Annotated in this window: 5 protein-coding genes; all 5 read left to right on the top strand. The window is 48.0% G+C overall.

Features of this window, described 5'->3' with window-relative positions; translation table 11 throughout:
• The first annotated feature begins 11 nt into the window (after nt 1-11).
• Nucleotides 12-3,665 carry a hypothetical protein gene (locus tag ACO6V5_RS01615; RefSeq protein ID WP_422441927.1) on the top strand — a complete coding sequence of 1,218 codons (3,654 nt, stop codon included), beginning with the start codon at nt 12-14 and terminating at the stop codon, nt 3,663-3,665.
• A gap of 214 nt (nt 3,666-3,879) precedes the next feature.
• Entirely contained in the window at nt 3,880-9,081 is a 5,202-nt protein-coding gene (locus tag ACO6V5_RS01610) for a hypothetical protein (protein WP_422412631.1), read from the top strand.
• A 130-nt stretch (nt 9,082-9,211) separates the two neighbouring features.
• Nucleotides 9,212-10,195 carry a transposase gene (locus tag ACO6V5_RS01605; protein ID WP_422134666.1) on the top strand — a complete coding sequence of 328 codons (984 nt, stop codon included), beginning with the start codon at nt 9,212-9,214 and terminating at the stop codon, nt 10,193-10,195.
• A gap of 523 nt (nt 10,196-10,718) precedes the next feature.
• Nucleotides 10,719-16,313 carry a hypothetical protein gene (locus tag ACO6V5_RS01600; protein ID WP_422412633.1) on the top strand — a complete coding sequence of 1,865 codons (5,595 nt, stop codon included), beginning with the start codon at nt 10,719-10,721 and terminating at the stop codon, nt 16,311-16,313.
• Nucleotides 16,310-21,691, top strand: coding sequence for a hypothetical protein (locus ACO6V5_RS01595; protein ID WP_422441929.1), 5,382 nt, complete (start codon nt 16,310-16,312; stop codon nt 21,689-21,691). Before ACO6V5_RS01600 ends, ACO6V5_RS01595 begins: the two co-directional genes overlap by 4 nt.
• Nucleotides 21,692-21,831: the final 140 nt, after the last annotated feature.

The raw sequence follows: 21,831 nt of genomic DNA, 5'->3' as shown, positions 1-21,831 counted from the left end.
GAGGTAGTAAAATGACGAGCGCCCGCCTCAACGCGTTAAGACTTGCAGTGGCCATTGCAATCAGCTCTTCCGTCATCAATACACAGGCAATGGCTGGTCGCAGGCTGCAAATAAAGTCTGTCTATTTTCAGGAACATCTGGAGTTTACCCGGATTGAGGTCATGGTCAGGCCAACTTTAGGGGAAGACCGGCAGCCAATGCCCAAATCCTTTACGACCACCTACAATTACCCTCATCAGACCGGTGAGAGGGTCTTTCTCTCTAGTTCTATAAGCTTTACAGACAGTCTTTCCTTTGACAGTGGCATTTCCATTGTTGATGTGTTTGAAACAGGCGAAAACGGCGTTGCCCGCAAATACACCAAAACCCTGAAAGTGGGTGATGAGGGAGTCTTCAGGTTCACACATGACCTTGCAGAAAAGGAACTGGTCATTGAAGTCAGAGGCGGAATCACTGATAGGGGTTCAGTTGAGGTGATTCGCAGTCAATCAGATGGCGCACTGGAACCGCTAACGAAAATCGCCAGCCCTTCAAGAATGGCCACCTTGCTGAACCTTGTCGAGCTTATGGCAGGAAACCTCGGTAGAAGTGATCATTATGTTCCCCTTGCCACCATTGAAGTAGAAAAAGTTGCAGTGAATGGGCGCACCTTTATGCAACTTCTTGCTGCGGGCGATCAGCCCCCTGAACTGCAACGTCTGGGACAATCACTCTTTGTCAATGATGATGTTCTACTGGCAGCAGCGGCCTCTGCCTATATCCAGGTTTATATCCTGGGAGAGGATTTACAACAGCAAGCTCTTAATGAACTTCTGGCACATAGTAAACCCGTCGGATATGTTGTACACGTCGAAGATCACACACAAGCTTATCCTGTGCCTGCAGGTTATCCGAAGCTGGAGGTCTCAGAAACTCCGGGAGAGGTAATTGTTTTCCATGGTCAGATGCATGGTCCCGATGATATTGCTTTTGTAGAAAGCCTGTATAACCTCTGGGAAAAAGCTGAGGGTAATAACCCCGCCCAGGCAGTTGCAACATGGGTTAAACAATATGATGTCAGTGCCTACCAGTCCGTCATTCGAAGCAGGCAGATGACATTGCTGGAGGGGCTTGCTGCGCGGCACCATGCGGGTGTTAACGAAGATCAACCAGCGACGCTTATAAACGAAGATATGCAGGCACTGCGTGCGCTTGCAAATTATGAATATCTCCACCAGGCACTGACCAGTGCTATTCCAGATGGAACATATGGAGCAGCTGAATTTGAACTCACACCGGAACACATCAGAGTCGCTTCGTCAGCCATCACGCCAACCTGGATACAGATTCAACTGGCAAAAGAGTTCAGTTTCAAACCGGTATTCAGAGACCTTCTGACTAACCAGTACTTTCTTCAGAATATTCTGAACATTAAACCCGTTGCCGTCGATTCAGAAACCGATATTTTGCACGACAACAAACAGTTTGCTACCAAAGTCACGGCCGACATGATCAGGCAGCTGATTGAGAGGGAAAGCAAGCTGGAAAAGCAGCTGTCAACAACAAAAAGTAAACTCACCCGGGTTACATACCAGTTAGGGCTCATATTCAAGAAAGCCACTCCCGGTGAAAAGAAAAAACTCAGAGCACTTCAACTCAGGCAACAGGCTGAGGATGACTATCTACAGCTTCAGAGACTGAGTATCACCGAAGATCGACCCGGACTGGCTCCCGATGAAACAGGTGAATCGGAAGCTCAAGGGACCATTCAGCAACAGAGCACCAGCACAAAAGCAGAAAAAGTTCTGGCCGATATGGACTCCTTCACACAGCAGCACCCTCTCAGGCAACAGGCTCTCAATGCTGCGCTGGGTTTGGCAGAATCAGCAATCAACAGTGCTAAAACAATACCCTGCCTCACGACTTTCGATTTTAACGATGAATTTGCACCGATTCACTTGCAGGCGCTGGTCGGGGATGATCTGACGTTTAATGAGGCCAGTCGTATTGTGGAAGTTCATGGCATGGCTAAAAGAGCCATTCACTTCGTCGAGCATGAACCAGAGGACCTGAAAGACTTCTCGAAATACTTCGCTACCCACTCTGTCAGTGGTAGCAAGATCATTGCTTTGCTGCGTGAAGGTCTGATCAGCAAGATAGAACTTGAGAACTACATGAAGGCTGTCAGAGGTGTTGATGGTTATCAGACAGTGGATGAATTTGAACACTTCCTTGGCAACAAACACGGCATTAACCTGCCTCGTTTCAAAGCCGTTGTACAGATACTGTCCGATGAGGGGGTCGATGAATTCATACAGAGTGCCTTTACTCCTGTGATCTCAACTGTCAGTGACCCGGCAGGTATGAAAGAATCTGTTGACGGCATGAAAGAGTTCGCAGCCGCAGTCATCGCCAACTATATTCTTGACGATATTGCCTTTGAAAATGGCCGCAGGACGGCAGCCTTTCTGACCAATGTTCAGGATACCCTGACGCCTTACGCCAATGCTGCCGACCTGTCTGAATCAGACCTGATCAAGGCTATTCATGACACCTTGATGCAGGCTCATGCCACTGCGGTTGAGCAGGGGCTAAATAACTACTGGATCAAACCTTCAGCCTCTCTGGTACAGGCTGTCACCTGGTACTTCTCCAGCTACAAACCCCTGCTGGCGACCCGCGCCACCTGGCAGGCTGCCGGGCTATCCCTCTCGAACATGTCATTCCTCTATCTTCTGGACCTGACCAACAGGGGTGATTACCTGCACCGGGTGCTCATACCTTTCCAGCACTGGTTGAAAGGCTTCGGTGTTGATCCTGACCGAACCGGCCAATATGTCTATCACAGTGGAATTGAACAAATCTCTGAAGCAGGCGGGCTGGCCATGCCATTGGGCAAGGCCGCTTCCTCAGTCATTCTGCTGAGAACCGGCTCCATGTTATTTGCCAGACAGCACAACGCCAACCCCCAAATGTATCGCAACATTTTCCGTCTGCTGCCTGAAATGGTGAAATCCATGAGCTCCGGACAAGGGGTTCAGGTACCACTGCTGCAGAGGGTGACGCCACAAAAAGTGAAAAGCCTGGCCTCTGCAACCACCGGTCTGGTGCTGGGTCCGGTAGCCACTGTCGGAGCATGCGTCTATAGTCTTGTATCAGGGCTCACCTATGCTCAAACCTTCGGATTCGCTCTGGCGTCGAGTCTCGCGTTCGACTTCTTTATGAACGACAACAAGCTGCTCACTCAATGGCTGGGTGGTCCTCTGGGCCGCACTCTTGACAAGATGAATCGCTGGATAGGCTTGGGGGAAACGCAGGATGAATATGAGCAACGTAACGCTATTGCCTCGCCTCAACGCCTCAATGAAACCGATGAAGCCTATACAAACCGGGCTAAAGCCAGCAACAGCATGTATGGCTGGACTCGACACGAAAATTATCTACAGTTCCGCGAACGCCGTGATCGCACCATGAAACTGTTTGAGAATGGCTGGGAGAAATACTTCAGGGAAAATATACCTGAATGGTCATTCTCCCATGCAGAAAGCTTTCCTTACTCCTACACTTTGGGAGCTTTCTTCGAATGGCGACATGGCAATAACAAGAAAGCTTCTGTTCATGATAAGAGACAGAACCCCGCTGAATGCGTCATGCAACCAGCAACCAGTTACACCACTGAACGATGAAATACAGGTGATGGCTGCAGGTGTGAGCGTTTCCTCCTCCAGTCCACAGAGGTTTCTCTGCTGAAAGAGCCTGAAGCTACTCACACAAGCAAACACACAAGCAAATGACAGCCATGAGCGAATGTCAGCCATGAGCGATCACAAGTTGCTTCCTCGCCTGGTGTGGTCATCACTTTTCGCGGTAATAAAAAGTACTCAGCTCTGAGGTAGTAGAATGACAAATGCTCGCCCCAAAGTATTGAGCCTTGCTGTGGCCTTTGCAATCAGCTCTTCCATCATTGCCACAGAGGCACTGGCCGGTCGCAGGCTGCAGATAAAACCTGTCGACATTCAAGACAATGAACATGCGGAGTTTATCCAGAGTGAGGTGGAGGTTCGGCCAACTTTAGGTCTTGACCAGCAGCCAATACCCAAATCCTTTACAACCACCTACACTCCTCAGGTTGAGTTCAGGGAGGGCCATATTTGTCCTTCAAAAAGCTCATTTGTCGGCCTTTGTTTTTATTTCGATAGAGGCGTTTCCATTGTCGATCAGTTTGAGACAGGCGAGAATGACGTTGCTCAGAAATACACCAAAGTCCTGAAGTTGGGCGATGAGGGAGTCTTCAGGTTTACCCATAGCCTTGACGCAGAGGAACTGTTGATTGAAGTCAGGGCAGGAATGACCGATGAGGATTCAGTTAACTCTGTTCGTGCTGGATTATCTGGCGGCCAACCATTAGAACCGTCAACGAAACTAGCCAGCACCGAAGAACTGTATTCAATGCTGTTGTGTGCCGATGACAGGGCAGGAAGCCTGGGTTCAGGCGATCACTATGTCGCCCTTGCCACCATTAAAGTAAAACAGGTTGCAGTGAATGGGCGTACATTCATGCGCCTTATCTCAGGGGGTGCTCAGCCTCCCGGGCTAAAGCGCCTGGGCCAATCGCTCTTTGTTAATGATGGGGCTCTGCTGACGGCTGCCACTTCTGCCTATATTCAGGTTCACGTCCTGGGAGGAGATATACAACAGAGGGCTCTCAATGAACTGTTGGAACACAACAAACCCGTTGGCTATGTTGTACACGCCGATGATGACACGCTGGTTTATCCTGTGCCTTCGGGTTATCCAAAACTTGAAGTGACTCAGACTGCTGAGGATATCATTATTTTCCGTGGCCATAATCCGAATCCAGCCGATGTCGCTTTTGTAGAAAACCTTCTTAACCTCAAAGAAGCTGAGGCTCACAACTCCGCTAATCCAGTATCAGTTCTTGTTTTAAAATCTAATGTCAAAAGGTACCTGCGGTTCATTCGAAGCAGGCAGCTGGCGCTGCTGGAGGAGTTTGTTGCGCGGCACAATACTGGAGTGAACGAAGATCAAACGACGCTTGCACACGAAGATAAAGAGACGGCGCTTGCACTGGCAAAATATGAATCTCTGCAGCAGGCGCTGAGCATTGCTGACCAAGATGAAACATTTCGGTTTGCGTTCACAGCAGACCACATCAGAGCTGCTTCGTCACTCATCACGCCAATCTGGATGCAGGCCCAACTCTTAAAACGCTTCAGCTTCAACCCTGTACTCAGAGACCTTCTGACTAGCCAGCATGCTGTTGAGAATATTCTTAATCATATATCCACTGTCGTTAAATTAGAGACCGACGACTTACACGACGACAAACAGTTTTATGTCAAATTCAGGAAAAACCTGGCCAGACAGCTGGCTGAACGGGACAGCGACCTGCAAGAGCTTCTTCAGAAAGAGGCAGTCGAACTCTTGCAGCTTGAATACAGGTTGCAGCGGGCACCGGAAATAGCCGATACCGGCGATGAGATAAAACTGGAAGTGCAACAACTCCTTCAGATCATTAAGGGTAAAGTTGCAAAGCTTCTTGTGCAGCTGGAAGATCAGCAAAGCCTGCAAAATACAATTATTCAGAAAATCGGGCGAATTCCTGAGCTGGAACAGGAAGTTCTTTTTGCCAGAAGTCTTTACAACGCTGAACTGGCAGTAGCACTTGGCAAGGATGACTGGAGTGATACCCGGTCACTGGATGAGCATGCCAGACGCCTCCTGGAGAAAATTAATGGTATGCACAGAGCGGCTGCCTCAGCAGGACAGCCTCAGGAAGAACCTGAAAAGACGACACTGAATACTCAAGCCACTAAAGAAGCAACTTTCGTCAAACTCAGACAAGATGCTCTGGCTGAGGTTCCTGATCCTGAACTGAATGAAGACAGTAAATTACAAGACCGTCAGGCACTGAATGTACTGGAATCCGTAGAAAAACTACTCAAGATCAAAGTCAATGAAGGAGATGACATGACAGCAAGGCTTGAGAGGGTTCGAACCAGGCTTGTCAGGCAAATGGCTCGTCCGGGATCTCAACCAGGATACGTTCCTGATTCAGAGGTAGTCAAAGGCGACATAGAAGAAGCTGAAAGTGCGCTGGAGGAACTTCATCGCAAACTGGATGCTGTTCATGGTAAACAAGTGCTATTTGCACATTCTACTGACGTCCGCCCTGACACGGTCAGAGATACCACTGCTCTCAATCAGGCAATGAAACAAATTCAGACCGGGTTGGGTCTGACTCAGGATGATAATCAAACCCCTGAAGACCTGATAGACGGCATTAAACGTTTTCTGAAAAGAAACAGGGACGAGACAGATAGACGAGTTGAAACCTTTAAGAAACTGGGTGCTGCCATCAAAGATCTCAGACCCCCTTTTGAGAGTGACCCTGATAACATGTCAGAAGAGGATTACATGAATGCTGTCAGAAACTATGTAGCCGCTTATGGTCGGGATGAAGTCGATTTCGCAATAGGCGAACTGCCTGAAACCAGAAGAAAGTACACTCAGGTTACGAAATACCTGCATGAGCACGAATTTAGAGAAATGGAATTGGCTCATGCACAATTTCGAGAAAAACAAGCACAAGAGGCTCTGAATAGAAAAAATCAGGACATTAACCATTCCAAAGACATTGATCCACAAACTAAAACCTCACTTGAGGACGAGAGAGCTGAGCTGGATTTAGTCCTGGAACAGAAAAAAACGCTGAAGTCAGAAGCACAAAAAGCTCTGGAGGATCATAAAGCGAGTCTTAAAGCCATTGAAGAAACTGTGGGCGTTAAACCAGATTCTACTGCTAACTATGATGACCGGGTTAATGCCCTGAGAAACAAAAAACTGGAACTGGGTGGGAATGATGGCAATGGCGGCAGGATTCAGCAACTGATTCAGGAACAGGACCGTCTGGAAAGTGAGATTGAAGCCAGAGAAGCAGATATTGAGAGAATGAAGGAAGTGCTGAGAGCGGCAGGCAAAGCCGTCAAAAATGACGGCGGTCCCTTCCGGTATACCCCGGGACAGGTAAAAGTTCTGGCCGAGATGCACGACTTCATAAAGCAGCACTCTCTCAAGAAACAAGCTCTGGAAGCCGCAACAGGTCTGGCAGCCTCTGCGGTAAACAGTGGTAAGGTCATACCCTTTCTTACCACTTTCGATTTTGACGATGAGTTTGCCCCCATTCGCTTGCAGGCGCTGGTCGGAAAAGACCTGACGTTTAATCAGGCCAGTCGGATTGTGGGAGTTTTCAAAAGCCTGAAAAGAAGCTTCCCGCTCTCCCCCTCTGAGCCAGATATCATGGAACAAGTCGAGAGTCTGGCGCACAGGGTCAGGAGTGAGATAGGAAGTGGGGCTCAACAATACGACGAGGTCATTAACGGCATGGGCGAAACAGCCATTCACTTCGTCGAACATGAATCAGGAGACCTGACAGACTTCTCGGAATACTTCGCTACTCATTCTGCCAGTGGTAACAAAATTATAGCTCTGCTGCGTGAAGGACTGATCAGCAAGATTGAGCTTGAAAACTACATGAAAGCTGCCAAAGATGTCGGTGGTTATCTGACAGCGGCTGAATTTGAACACTTCCTGGGCAACAAACATGGCATCAATGTGCTCCGCTTCAAAGCCGTTGTCCAGATGCTGTCCGATGCAGGAGTTGATGAGTTCATACAGAGTGCCTTTACTCCTGTGGCCGTTACTGCTACTGAACCGGCAGGAATGAAAGAGTCGGTTGCCGGTATGAAAGAGTACTCTGCCGCGATCATCGCCAACTATATTCTTGACGATATTGCCTTTGAAAATGGCCGCAGGACGGCAGCCTTTCTGACCAATGTTCAGGATACCCTGACGCCTTATGCCAATGCTGCCGGCCTGTCTGAGTCAGACCTGATCAAGGCTATCAATAGCACCTTGATGCAGGCTCATGCCGCAGCGGTTGAGCACCAGCTGAATGAGTACTGGCTCAAACCATCAGCCTTTCTGGTACAGGCTGTCACCTGGTACTTCTCCAGTTACGCCCCCTTGCTGGCGACCCACACCACCTGGCAGGCTACCGAGCTATCCTTCTTGAACATGTCATTCCTCTATCTTCTGGATCTGACCAACAGGGGTGATTACCTGCACCGGATGCTCACACCTTTCCAGCACTGGTTGGAACGCTTCGGTGTTGATCTTGACCGAACTGACGAATATGCCGACCGCAGTGGAATTGAACAAGTCACTGAAGTGAGCGGACTGGCCATGCCAATGGGTAGAGCCGCTTCCTCAGTCATTTTACTGAGAACCGGCTCCATGTTGTTTGCCAGGCAGTACAACGCCAACCCGCATATGTACCACAGTATTTTTCGTCTGGCACCCGAAATAGTGAAGTCCATGGGTTCCGGACAAGGGCTTCAGGTACCACTGCTGCACCGGACGACACCACAAAAAGTAAAAACCCTGGCCTCGGCCACAGCCGGTCTGGTGCTGGGTCCGGTAGCCACTGTCGGAGCATACGCTCATGGCCTTATATCTGGATTCACTTATGCTCAAACCTTTGGATTTGCTCTGGCGTCGAGTCTCACCTTCGACTTTTTTATGAACGACAACAAGATGCTCACGCAATGGCTGGGTGGACCTCTGGGTCGAAGCCTTGACAGGATTAATCGCTGGCTCGGCCTGGGGGAAAACCGGGATAAATATGTGAAACGTACGGCTATTGCTTCGCCTCAACGCTTTAATGAAACCGATGAAGCCTATGCAAAGCGTGTTAAAGCAGGCAAAAAAATGTATGGCTGGACGCGACACGAAAATTATCTGCAATTCCGTGACCGCCGTGATCGTACCATGAAGTTGTTTGAGAATGGCTGGGAGAAATACTTCAGGGACAATGTGCCTAAATGGTCATTCTCCCACGCAGAAAGTATTCCTTACTCCTACACTCTGGGAAACTTCAATGATTGGCAAAAGAGTGATGATCAGATAAATAACCCTCAAACCAAATCAACCACCATCCCCACAGCCGAGAAAGCAGCGCTGGCTGGTCTTGAGGTTAAGAAGTCCGATCTGGAAGGCAAGAATACCTATGACGAACTTTGATATCAGAAACCAGTGAATGACCCCTTTAGAAAAGGAAAAAGAAAAAAAAAGACACCCATAAATTTGCTTTACCACCCATCTGGTCTACTTTTTCACCCATCACTGATTTTTTACCCAAACAGGTGAGTCCATGGCTCAGGCCCGCAATACACTGATTGACCCCAGCTCAACGCCCTATTACCACTGCATGGCAAGATGTGTTCGTCAGGCTTACCTCTGTGGAGAGAACCACCTGACTGGCAAGAACTACGAGCATCGCCGCCAGTGGGTGGTGGATAAACTCCGGGAACTGGTTTCAGTCTTTGCTATCGAAGTCTGCGCTTACGCAGTCATGTCAAACCATTATCATGTGGTTTTGCACATCAATCAGTCATCTGCCAGAGGCTGGTCACGGAATGAAGTGCTTCATCGTTGGACAACCTTGTTCAGAGGTCCGCTTCTGGTGCAAAGGTATCTGGCCGCTGACAAACTGGGCAGCGCTGAGTTGGCCCGTATTGATGAATATGCTGAGGAATACCGGCGTCGTTTAATGGATATCAGCTGGTTTATGCGCTGCCTGAATGAATACCTTGCTCGTGAGGCCAATAAAGAAGACCAGTGTAAAGGACGCTTCTGGGAAGGTCGCTTTAAAAGCCAGGCATTGCTGGACGAGGCAGCTTTACTGACCTGCATGACCTACGTTGACTTGAATCCGATTCGGGCTGGTAAGGTAGAAACACCGGAAGCATCAGACTACACGTCGATTCAGGAACGAGTGGATCAATTTACACATTCTGAGACTAAAAATCAGCCGCTGACCCTGAAACCTTTTTGTTTGCAGGGCCAGAATAAGGACGTTGCCCTTCCCTACCTTCTTCACGACTATCTGGAACTGGTTGACTGGAGTGGCCGCGTTGTCAGGACAGACAAGAAAGGTTCCATTCCGTCGTGTACCCCTCCTATTCTTGAAAGATTGGAAATTGATCCGGATGAGTGGCTGAAAACCATGCAATGGAATAATCGTTTTTATCGGGCAGTTGGCCGTCTGAAGGCGATGAAGGCTTATGCACTTGAAGCCGGACAGAAGTGGCTTCGAGGTTTAAACGCCTGCAGTCGTTTGTACCTGACAGGTTAGCGTAGAAGTCAGTTAAGACGTCAAAGACCCTCTCTTTATCTCTCTTCGACTTATGTCGGAATGGATTTGTACTGCCTGAGTTATGGCTTGAAAGACTCTGTGCGTTTAATGGCTCTCTTTGTGGCTCGTTGATACGCTACTTGAGGATAGATTTTCTGATACTTTTTGGGAATACGGTTTTTGAGTGTCTTATTTTTTTATTAATTTTTATGGGTGTCTTATTTTTTTCTTCCATGGGTGTCTTATTTTTTTTCTGCAGAAAACATTCCTTACTTCTACACTCTTGAAGCCTTCAATAAATTGCAAAAGGATGATGAACTGTAAGTACACGGTGATGATAAGAGAAACACCTCTCAATCAAGCTTTCCACCAGCAACCTCAGCAATTCACCATGAAACAGGTGAACACTTCGGCTTACCGTATCAACCATGAGCAATTAACAACCATGGGTGATTTTGAAAGTTGCTTCCTCGTCTGGTGCAACAATCACTTTTCACGATAACAAAAGCAGTGAGATCGCAGAATGACAACTATTCACCCCACTGCATTAAGCCTTGCAGTGGCCATTGCAATCAGCTCTTCCATCATCAGTACACAGGCACTGGCCGATCGCAGACTGCAGACAAAATCTTTTGACATTCTGGACAATGAATCTGTGGAGTTTATCCAGAGTGAGGTCATAGTTCAGCCAACTTTAGGTCATGACCAGCAACCCATACCCAAATCTTTTACAACCACCTACCCAGATCAGACTGAAGCCGTAGCAGGCTACGAGGCTCCTTCTGAAGGCTTCACAGACGTTCTTTCCGGCATCGAAGGTGGCGTTTCCAGTGTTGATCTGTTTGTAACGGACGATAATGACGTTGCTCAGAAATACACCAAAGTCCTCAAGGTCGGTGATGAGGGGATCTTCAAATTCACCCATAATCTTGCGGAAAAGAAACTGGTCATTGAAGTTAGAAAAGGAATGACCGATCAGAATTCAATTTCGGCTGTTCGTGCTCAATCAAGTGATATCCAACCACTGGAACCGTTTACGAAAGTCGCCGACCCTGAACATCTGGTCGGCGTGCTGAAAGGTGCGAATGAAAGAGCAGGAAGTCTTGGCGAAATTGATAACTATGTTGCCCTTGCCACTATTGAAGTAGACCAGGTTGAAGTGAAAGGGCGCACCTTTATGCGACTGATCGCTGCAGGCGATGAGCCACCAGAACTGCAACGTCTGGGTCAATCGCTCTTTGTCAATGATGAGGTGCTTTTAGCAGCAGCCACCTCTGCCTATGCCCAGGTTCATGTTCTGAGAGAAGATTTACAACAGGAAACTCTGAATAAACTCTTGTCCTGCCAGAAACCCGTTGGCTATGTTATCTACGCTGAGGATAACACGCAGGCTCTCCCTGTGCCTGCAGGCTTTCCAAAACTGGAAGTGACTGAGACTCCGGGGGAGATTATTGTTTTCCGTGGTCAGAAGCAGAATCCGACGGATATCGCTTTTATGGAAGCTATCTATGACGTCTGGATGGAAGAGTTCCGCAACAGTCCTCGCCCTCGAGAAACGATACAGATTAAAAAAGACCGGCTCAAAAGCTACCAGTACAACATTAGAAGCAGGCAGATGGCAGTGCTCGAGGAGTTAGCTGCAGAGCACGAGAAGGGCATTGTCAGTACAACAGGTACGTCTTTTTTATACTTTGGCAACGTGGTGACACTTGCATACTATGAATATCTCCAGCAGGCATTGACCTGTGCCAGTTCAGATCGAGCCGATGAATTTAAATTAACAATACCACAGGTCAGATTTGTTTCGTCGTTCATCACGCCGACCTGGATGCATGTCGAACTTGTCAAACGCTTCAGCTTCAAACCCGTACTTGGAAACCTTCTGAATAACCGGTATTTCATTCAGAATATTCATCAAATAATTAAATCCGATACCACCGTATTTTCTGACGATTATTTTGACGATCCTTCCAGCGAACAGGAAGGCTTTGCTTCCAAAGTCAAGCGCAAATTTGCCATGCAGCTGATTGAAATGGAAAACGAGCTGGAAAAGCTGAGGGTAAAAGAGGCCGAACTCAGCGATCAAGACGAATTAACAGAACTAATACATTACTATGAGGATAAGCTTGAACAGCTTCGTGCCAGAGTAGAAGAGCAGGAAAACCAGATAAAGACACTTCGATGGGAAGACGATCAAATTCAACTGCTAAAAAAACATGTGCGCAATGATGCCGCAAAAGCTCACAACGCGCAACTGGCAGAAGAGCTTGGCATTGATGACTGGGATGTCACTCAACCCCCCGAAGAACAGTCCAGAATTATCAGCAGAAAAATTCATGAAATCCACCAATCAGTTGCCACAAGGCTTGCTGCAACAGAAGCTGGAACGCCAAGCCACCGCCCTGAAGTACTTCGGAAACTGACTGCTGTAGAAAAAGCACTGAACATGGTCGACCTCAATAGCGAGGGGGATGTCTATGATCGCCGGAACGCCATTTCTGAGAAAATTCAGACATACCTCAAGGAGGCCAAACGGCGGACAGAAGAAGAGGCGCTGGATGTGCTGAAAACTGCAGAAGAAATACTCGAGATCCAAGTCAGTGAAGGTGATAACAACCTGGAACGACTTGAAAGGGTTCGTGATAAGCTTCTGGAGGATGATGTCATCGAAAAAATGACGGAGTATCAATTTCAAGCCCTCTGGAGAGAAGATCCCAAACCTGATTACGAAAGAAGGAAAGGTAAACTTGAGAAGCTCCAGCTTTGCGTGCGTATTACCTCTTATGTTGAAACGGATGAGCTAGCCACAAGACGACAGATAAGGATGCTTGAAGCTGTAGAGAACAGGCTGGGCATCGACAAGAACGAAAACGCTCCTGCTAAAGAAAGAGGCATGGCTTTCATTGCTAAAATGGCCGACGGCCTGGAAGTAGAATTAAAGAAAGATGCCAGTATGCGTGAACATATGATTGCTATGTTAAAAAGCCTTTCAGAATTAAAGTTTGACGCAATCAGGCGCTGTAAAGATGAACCTGTCTCAGGAGATAAAAACAATGCCTGTCAGAATGACCGGATCAGTCTCGTTGATAAAACATTCTCAAAAATGATTAGAGACGTTTTCAACGTCGTTGAGCCTACCATTAATGAACATATCGCAGTCATTGAGAATGAGCTTGACAGGCAAATGGCTCTGCTGGGACCAAAACCCCGATACGTTCTTGATCACGAAGTAGCCAGAGCCAGGCGAGCAGTAAAAGAAGCTGAAAATGAGCTGGAAAAAGCAAACTACAATATGGATGTTTTGCTCCAACGTACCCCGGAAGACATTGCTATCAATCAGGCAATGAAACAGTATCAGACCCAGCTGGGTCTGCCTGCAGGTGACGAGCAAACCAACGAAGAGCGGGCAGAGGACATCATATATTACCTGCTGGGATACAGAGTAGACATACGAGATAAAATCATTGAGGAGCTGAAAGCCAAAACCAATCTGCGCGTCTGGATAAAAGGCGACCCCGCTTCGCTGGAAGAAGCTGATGATTACGTTCTTACTTTTAATGGTTATTCATATACTCCGGGTCGGGAAACAACCGGTGAAATGGAAAGATTGTGGAATGAACTGCCTTTAACCAGAAAAAAGTACACTCAAGTCACGGAATTCCTGCGTGAGCACGACAGGAAAAGTATCGATTTAGCCAACGCAATGGCTGAAGAAGTTGCTGCACGAGAAAATCTGGTTCGCAAAGAACAGCAGATGTTCGACTATGAAAACATCAATAGGAACCCATCAAGCTCCGATAAAATCGATCGGGATCGGCTGAATTCAGCCCTGACTCATAAATATCAAGCTGCATTGATTGCAAAACAGGACCTGGCGGATCATGACGCGCTTCTTGAAGCCACTGAAGCAGCTGTGGGTCTTAAACCAGACGCTTCTGACACTAATGAACAACGGATTAATGCCCTGAGAAACAAACAGGTAGAACTGGGTGGTGACGATGGTACTGGCGGCAAGATCCAGCAACTGATTGAGGAACCGTCCCTTTATATACGTCTGGAAGCTGAACTTGAAGCCAGTAAAGCAGACGTTGTGAGAATGAAAAATGTCCTGAAGGTTGCCGAAGAAGCCGTCAAGAATGACCGCAGTCCCATCCAGTACACAGAGAGACATGCAAAACTGCTGACCGATATGAACGACTTCATGCAGCAGCACCCTCTCAAAAAACAAGCTCTGCAAGCCGCAATTGGCCTGCACCTGGCAACAATGGAGAGCGATAAAGCAATGCCATTTCTTCCGGTTTTCAATTTTGACGATGAATTCGCATCCATTCGCGTAAAGGCATTGGCTGGAGACACACTGACATTTAAACAGGCCAGTCGGATTGTGGAAGTTTTTAAGAGCCTGAAGACCAGCTTTCCGAAATACACTGTCCAGCCCCTGTACGGCCAGCCCAGGGATGCGCTGGATGAAGTTGATATTCTGGTGCTCAAGGCCATGTCTCAGATGGAAATAGGGTCTCAACAATTCAAGGACGAAATTCGCGCCATGGGCAAAACAGACATTCACTTCGTCGAGCATGAACCTGAAGATCTGGAAAGCTTCCCGGAATACTTTGCTGCCCATTCTGCCAGTGCTAACAAGATCGTTACTCTGCTGCGGGAAGGCTTGATCAGCAAGCTTGAACTTGAGAACTATATAAAGGCCGTCAGAGGTGTTGATGGTTATCAGACAGTGGCCGAATTTGAACACTTGCTTGGCTACAAACAGGGCGTCGATGTGCCTCGCTTCAAAGTCGTTGTCAGGACACTGTCTGATGAGGGAGCTGATGAATTCATGCAGACTGCCTTTAATCCTGTGACCGTGACGGCCACTCACCCGGCGGGTATGAAAGAGTCTGTTGTCGGCATGAAAGAGTATGCAGCTGCGGTCATCGCCAACTATGTTCTTGACGATATTGCCTTTGACAATGGCCGCAGGACAGCAGCCTTCCTGAGCAATGTTCAGGATACCCTGACAGCTTATACCAATGTTGCTGGCCTGTCTGAATCAGACCTGATCAAGGCAATCCATAACACATTGATGCTGGCTCATGCCGCAGCGGTTGAGTGGCAGCTCAAGGATTACTGGGTCAAACCATCAGCTTTTCTGGTACAGGCTGTCACCTGGTACTACACCAGTTACAAACCCCTGCTGGCGACCCATACCGTCTGGCAGGCTGCCGATCTGTCCCTGTCGAACATGGCATTCCTCTATCTTCTGGATCTGACCAACAGGGGTGATTACCTGCACCGGATGCTCATACCTTTTCAGCACTGGCTGGAACGCTATGGTGTTGATCTTGACCGAACCGCACAATATGCCCAACACAAAGGAATTGAAAAAGTTTCTGAACTGGGCGGACTGGCCATGCCATTGGGCAAGGCCGCTTCTGCAGTGATTCTGTTGAGAACCGGCTCCATGTTGTTTGCCAGACAGTACAACGCCAACCCGCAAATGTATCGCAGCATTTTCCGTCTGCTGCCCGAAATAGTGAAATCAATGGGTTCCGGACAAGGGATTCAGATACCCCTGCTGCACAGGGTAACACCACAAACAGTGAAAACCCTGGCCTCCGCCACAGCTGGTCTGGTGCTGGGCCCAGTTTCCACCGTCGGAGCATACGCCCACGGTCTCATAGCCGGATTTACCTGTGCTCAAACGTTCGGATTTGCTCTGGCATCGGGTCTCACTTTCGACTTCTTTATGAACGACAACAAGATGCTCACTCAATGGCTGGGTGGACCTCTGGGCCGCACTCTTGACAGGATAAATCGCTGGCGAGGCGCAGGTGAAACGGACGATGAATATGTGATGCGCACCGATACTGCTTCGCCTCAACGCTTCGGTGAAACCGATGCAGCCTATACAGACCGTGTTGAAGCAAATGACATGATACATGGCTGGACTCGACACGAAAATTACCTGCAATTCCGTGAACGCCGCGATCACACCATGAAACTATTTGAGAATGGCTGGGAGAAATACTTCAGGGAAAATGTGCCCAAATGGTCGTTTTCCCACGCAGAAAGTATTCCTTACTCCCACACTCTGGGTGCCTTCTTCGAGGCAGTAAAATGACATATCTCCGCCCTGGTGTATTAAGCCTTGCAGTGGCCGTTGCCGTCAGTGCTTCCATGATAGCTACACCGGCACTGGCCGGTCGCAGGCTGCAGACGAAATCTGTCCATTTTCTGAGCTATAGACATGCGGAGTTTACCCAGAGTGAAGTCACTGTTATGCCAGCTGTAGGGGATGACCAGCAGTCAATACCCAAATCCATTAACACCCTCTACATTGATCAGAATCATGACAGAACGAGCTACAGTATTCACTCTGTAAGCTTTACAGACATTCTTTATAATATCTATGGTGGCGTTTCCACTGTTGATCAGTTTGAAACAGGCGAGAACGACGTTGCTCAGAAATACACCAAAATTCTGAAGGTGGATAATAAAGGAATCTTCAGGTTCACTCATAACCTTGGAGAAGAGAAACTGGTCATTGAAGTCAGAGGCAGAATGACCGACGAGGATTCAGTCTGGGCTGTCCGTCGTCGATTAGTTGGCATTAAATTATTAGAACCATTAACGAAAATCGCCCACCCCCAACTGCTGCATGCTGTGCTGGGAGCAGCTGATGACAAAGCAGGAGACCTTGGCGCAAGTGATCACTATGTCGAACTTGCCACCATTGAAGTAGAAAAAGTTGCAGTGAATGGGCGTACCTTCATGCGTCTTATCGCTGCGGGCGATCAGCCTCCTGAGCTGCAACGTCTGGGTCAATCACTCTTTGTCAATGATGATGTTCTTCTGGCAGCCGCCGCCTCTGCCTACATCCAGGTTCACGTTCTGAAAATAGGTTTACAACAGAAAGCTCTTAATGAACTGTTAGCGCACAACAAACCCGTCGGATATGTTGTCCACGTCGAGGGTGACAAACAGCTTTGTCCTGTGCCCTCGGGTTACCCAAAACTGGAAGTAGCAGAAGCTCCGGGGGAGGTTATCGTCTTCCATGGTCAGAAGCCGAATCCGCATGATCTCACTTTTGTAGAAAACATCTATAACCTCTGGAAAGAAGCGGAGGCTGACTACACCATCCCGTCAGCGGCAACAAAAGTTAAAAAAGGTAAGGTCGAAACCTACCTGTACGTGATTCGAAGCAGGCAGATGGCAGTGCTGGAGGAGATTGTTGCGCGGCACGGCGCTGAAGAGCCAACGACGCTTACAAACGAAGATAAACGGGCATTGAATACACTTGCATGCTACGAATTTCTCCAGCAGGCATTGGTCAGTGCTACTCCAACTCTGGCATCTCCAGCTGCTGAATTTGAGCTCACAACAGAACACATCAGAGTCGCTTCGTTAGCCATCACGCCAACCTGGCTGCAGATGCAATTCGCAAAATACTTCAGCTTCAAATCCGTGCTTGGAGATCTTCTGACGAACCAGGATTTTGTTCAGAGTATTCTGAGCCCCGTTGCCGCCGAATTACGGGCCGATGTGGCTTACCAGGACGATCCGTTTGCGGCCAAAGTCAGTGCCGACATGGCCAGACAGCTGATTCAGAGGGAAAAAATCCTGGCACTTAAACTCAGGCAAAAAATTGAAGTTAAAGCTGAGCATGACCTTGCGCGGTCTCTTTCATTGCAGGAAGGACTGCAAAACCAGTTACAGAAACTTCAGCAGGAAGTCGCGGAAATTCCGGCACTAAAACAGGAAGTTCGTAATGCCAGAGAAAAAGCCATAAAAATTCGCAACATTGAGCTGGCAGAAGCCCTTGGTATTGATCACTGGGATGATACCCAGTCACCCGAAGAGCAAGCCATACGCATCAGAGAGAGACTTAATGACAAAGACACTGTAAAAACAAATCTGGCCGCTATTGAAGGCCAACTCGGTATTACTCCCGATAATGAAAACGACCTGGGTGCCCGCTTTCAGTCCATTCAACAGCACCTGTCGGCACTGATACAGCCAATACACAACAGAGTTCATATTCTTACAGATTCGAAAGAAGAACTGGAAGACATCAGAACACCAGACCATACCAAAGCCATGCCTGAAGTAGTAGAGAAACTGACGGCTGTGGAAAAAGCCCTGAAGATGGATGACCTCGATAGAAAAGACGATGTCTATGACCGTCGTCACGCCATTTCTGAGGAAATTCAGACATACATCACTGATGTCAGACAGAATGCAGAGGAAGAGGCGCAGCGTATACTGAAAATCATAGAAGAAATCGTCGGGATCAAAGTCAATGAAGATGATGGCAATGCAGAAAGACTTAACAGGGTTCGTAGCAAACTTGAGAGCGATGATGTCACCGAAAAAATGCTGGCTGATATAGATTACAGGGTCCGGAAAAAAAACATCGCACCGACGTACGAAACAGGGAAATTAAAACTTGCGAGGCTGCAAGGGCGTCTTAACTTTCTTGTCGAAGACGCTGATGAGTTAATCACAAAACAACAGATAGTGCTGCTTAAAGTTGTAGAGGAAAAGCTGAACATCGACATTAGCGAAAACTCTGCGGCTGAAGAAAGAGGCCAGCATTTCATTGCTACACTGGCCGATGTCCTGAAAGTAAAATTTAGAAAAGATGCCAGCCTGGATGAAAAAAAGGATGCTCTAAGTACCAAAATTTGGTTATTAACGGATGAAGTAGACGAACTCTATAACCATGAAAGTGTCAAAAGAGACAGAAACAATGAAATAGCTCTTCAACTCAACATTGAAAATTATAAAGAAGATGCTCCTCTCAAAGACCAGAACCGTCTGATTACAGCGACACTCGCGCGGCTGGATGAAGAAGTTTTCAATGCGGGTCAGCCCGATGTTAATGAGCACGTTGCAGCCATTGAGAATGAGCTTGACAGGCAAATGGCTCGCCTGGGACCTAAGCCCCGATACGTTCTTGATCGAGAGCTGGCCAGAGCGAAAGTAAGCATAGAAGAAGCTGAAACTGAGCTGGAGGAACTTCATCGCAAACTGGATGCTGTTGATCGTAAACAGGTGGTATTCACAGATTCTACTGACGTCCCCACCGACAGAGATAAATACATTACGGCTCTCCATAAATCACTGAAACGCATTCATGCCAGGTTTGGCCTGACTCAGAATGATAATCAAACCCCTGAAGACCTATTAAACGACATCGAACGCTTTCTTCAGGAAAGCGAATACTATGCAGAAAAACGGGTTGGCCTCATTCATCAGCTGAACACTAACATTAGAGCCCTGAAAATCCCTTTTGAGTTTGACCATGATAATTATTTAGAAGGATCTAATTACATTAATGCCATTAGAGACTGTCAAGCGTCTCATGGTAAGGATAAAGTCAATCACGCAGAGGGCGAACTGCCAGAAACCAGGAGAAAGTACACTCAGGTTACACAGTTCCTGCATGAGCACGATTTTAGAGAAATGGAGTTGGCCAGTGCCAAGGATGAAGAAAAGCAATCACAAGCGCCTCTGGATACTGAAAATCAGGCGATTGACAACTCCAAAGACATAGATCCGAAAACTAAAACCAAACTTGAGCACAATAAAGAAATAATGGACAAAATAGTAAAAATATCAAAAGCACTGGAAACTCTGGAGGATCATGAAGCAAGTCTTAAAGTCATTGAAAATAATCTGGGTCTTAAGCCAGACTCCACTGCTACCCATGACGCCCGTATTGATGCCCTGAGAAACAAACAGCTGGAACTGGGTGGGGATGATGGTTTTGGCGGCAAGATTCTGCAACTGACACGGAAACAGCAGAATCTGAAAAGAGCAGCAGAGGGCAAAAAAGCGGAATTAGAGATATTAAGGGAAGCCCTGAGAGCTGCAGAGGAAGCCGACGAAAATGACGGTGGTCCCTTCCAGTACTCACCAGAGGAGCTGAAAAGCTTCTCGGAATACTTCGCTACCCATTCTGCCTGTGCTAACAAGATCACTACTCTGCTGCAGGAAGGCTCAATCAGCAAGGTTGAACTTGACAACTATATAAAGGCCGTCAGAGGTGTCGATGGTTATCAGACAGTGGCCGAATTTGAACACTTCCTTGGCTACAAACACGGTGTCGACGTGCCTCGCTTCAAGGTTGTTGTCGGGATACTGTCTGATAAGGGAGCTGACGAATTCATGCAGACTGCCTTTAATCCTGTGACCGTGGCGGCCTCTCACCCGGCGGGTATGAAAGAGTCTGTTATCGGCATGAAAGAGTACGCAGCTGCGGTCATCGCCAACTACGTTCTTGACGATATTGCCTTTGAAAATGGCCGCAGGACGGCAGCCTTCCTGTGCAATCTTCAGGATACCCTGACACCTTATGCCAATGTTGCTGGCCTGTCTGAATCAGACCTGATCAAGGCAATCCATAACACATTGATGCAGGCTCATGTCGCAGCAGTTGAGTGGCAGCTCAATGATTACTGGGTCAAACCTTCAGCTTTTCTGGTACAGGCTGTCACCTGGTACTACACCAGTTACAAACCCCTGCTGGCGACCCATACCGTCTGGCAGGCTAACGATCTGTCGCTGTCAAACATGGCATTCCTCTACCTTCTGGATCTGACCAACAGGGGTGATTACCTGCACCGGATGCTCATACCCTTCCAGCACTGGCTGGAACGCTATGGTGTTGATCTTGACCGAACCGGGCAATATGCCTACCACAGTGGAATTGAACAAGTCTCTGAGGTAGGCGGGATGGTCATGCCGTTGGGCAAGGCCGCGTCATCAGTCATTCTGCTGCAAACCGGCGCTATGCTATTTGCCAGACAGCACAACGCCAACCCGCACAGCTATCGCAGCATTTCACGTCTGACGCCCGAAATAGTGAAATCCATGGGTTCCGGGCAAGGGGTTCAGGTACCCTTGCTGCACAGAGCGACACCGCAAAAAGTAAAAACTCTGGCCTCGGTCACAGCCGGTCTGGTGCTGGGTCCGGTAGCCACTGTCGGAGCATACGCCCATGGCCTTATATCTGGATTCACTTATGCTCAAACCTTCGGATTCGCTCTGGCATCGAGTCTCACTTTCGACTTCTTTATGAACGACAACAAGATGCTCACTCAGTGGCTGGGTGGACCCCTGGGCCGCAGTCTTGACAAGATAAATCGCTGGAAAGGCATGGGGGAAACGCAAGATGAATTTGTGAAACGTACCGCTATTGCCTCGCCTCAACGCTTCAATGAAACTGATGAAGCCTATACAAACCGTGTTAAAGCAGGCAACAGGATGCATGGCTGGACTCGACATGAAAATTATCTGCAGTTCCGTGACCGCCGTGATCGCACCATGAAGATGTTCGAGAATAGCTGGGAAAAATACTTCAGGGAGAATGTGCCCAAATGGTCGTTTTCCCACGCAGAAAGTATTCCTTACTCCTGCACTCTGGGTGCTTTATTCGAGTCAGGGACTGAAGCGCCTGAGGAAGCCTCTACAGCCATGAATGCATTCCTTCCCTGAAAAACCACTCAATTATACGGGCATTGAGCTTTACCACTGCGAACTGAATTCGCTTCTGGCGGATTCCTCACTTTGAACTAAATTCACTCAACAGCTTGCCGGAACAACCATGAGCGATTGACGGTCATGAACCGCTGTAA

Origin of the sequence: Endozoicomonas sp. ALD068 (assembly GCF_049310145.1) — a bacterium.
In the GTDB taxonomy this organism is placed as follows: Bacteria; Pseudomonadota; Gammaproteobacteria; order Pseudomonadales; family Endozoicomonadaceae; genus Endozoicomonas_A.
This window is presented reverse-complemented; position numbering and strand designations above follow the sequence as displayed.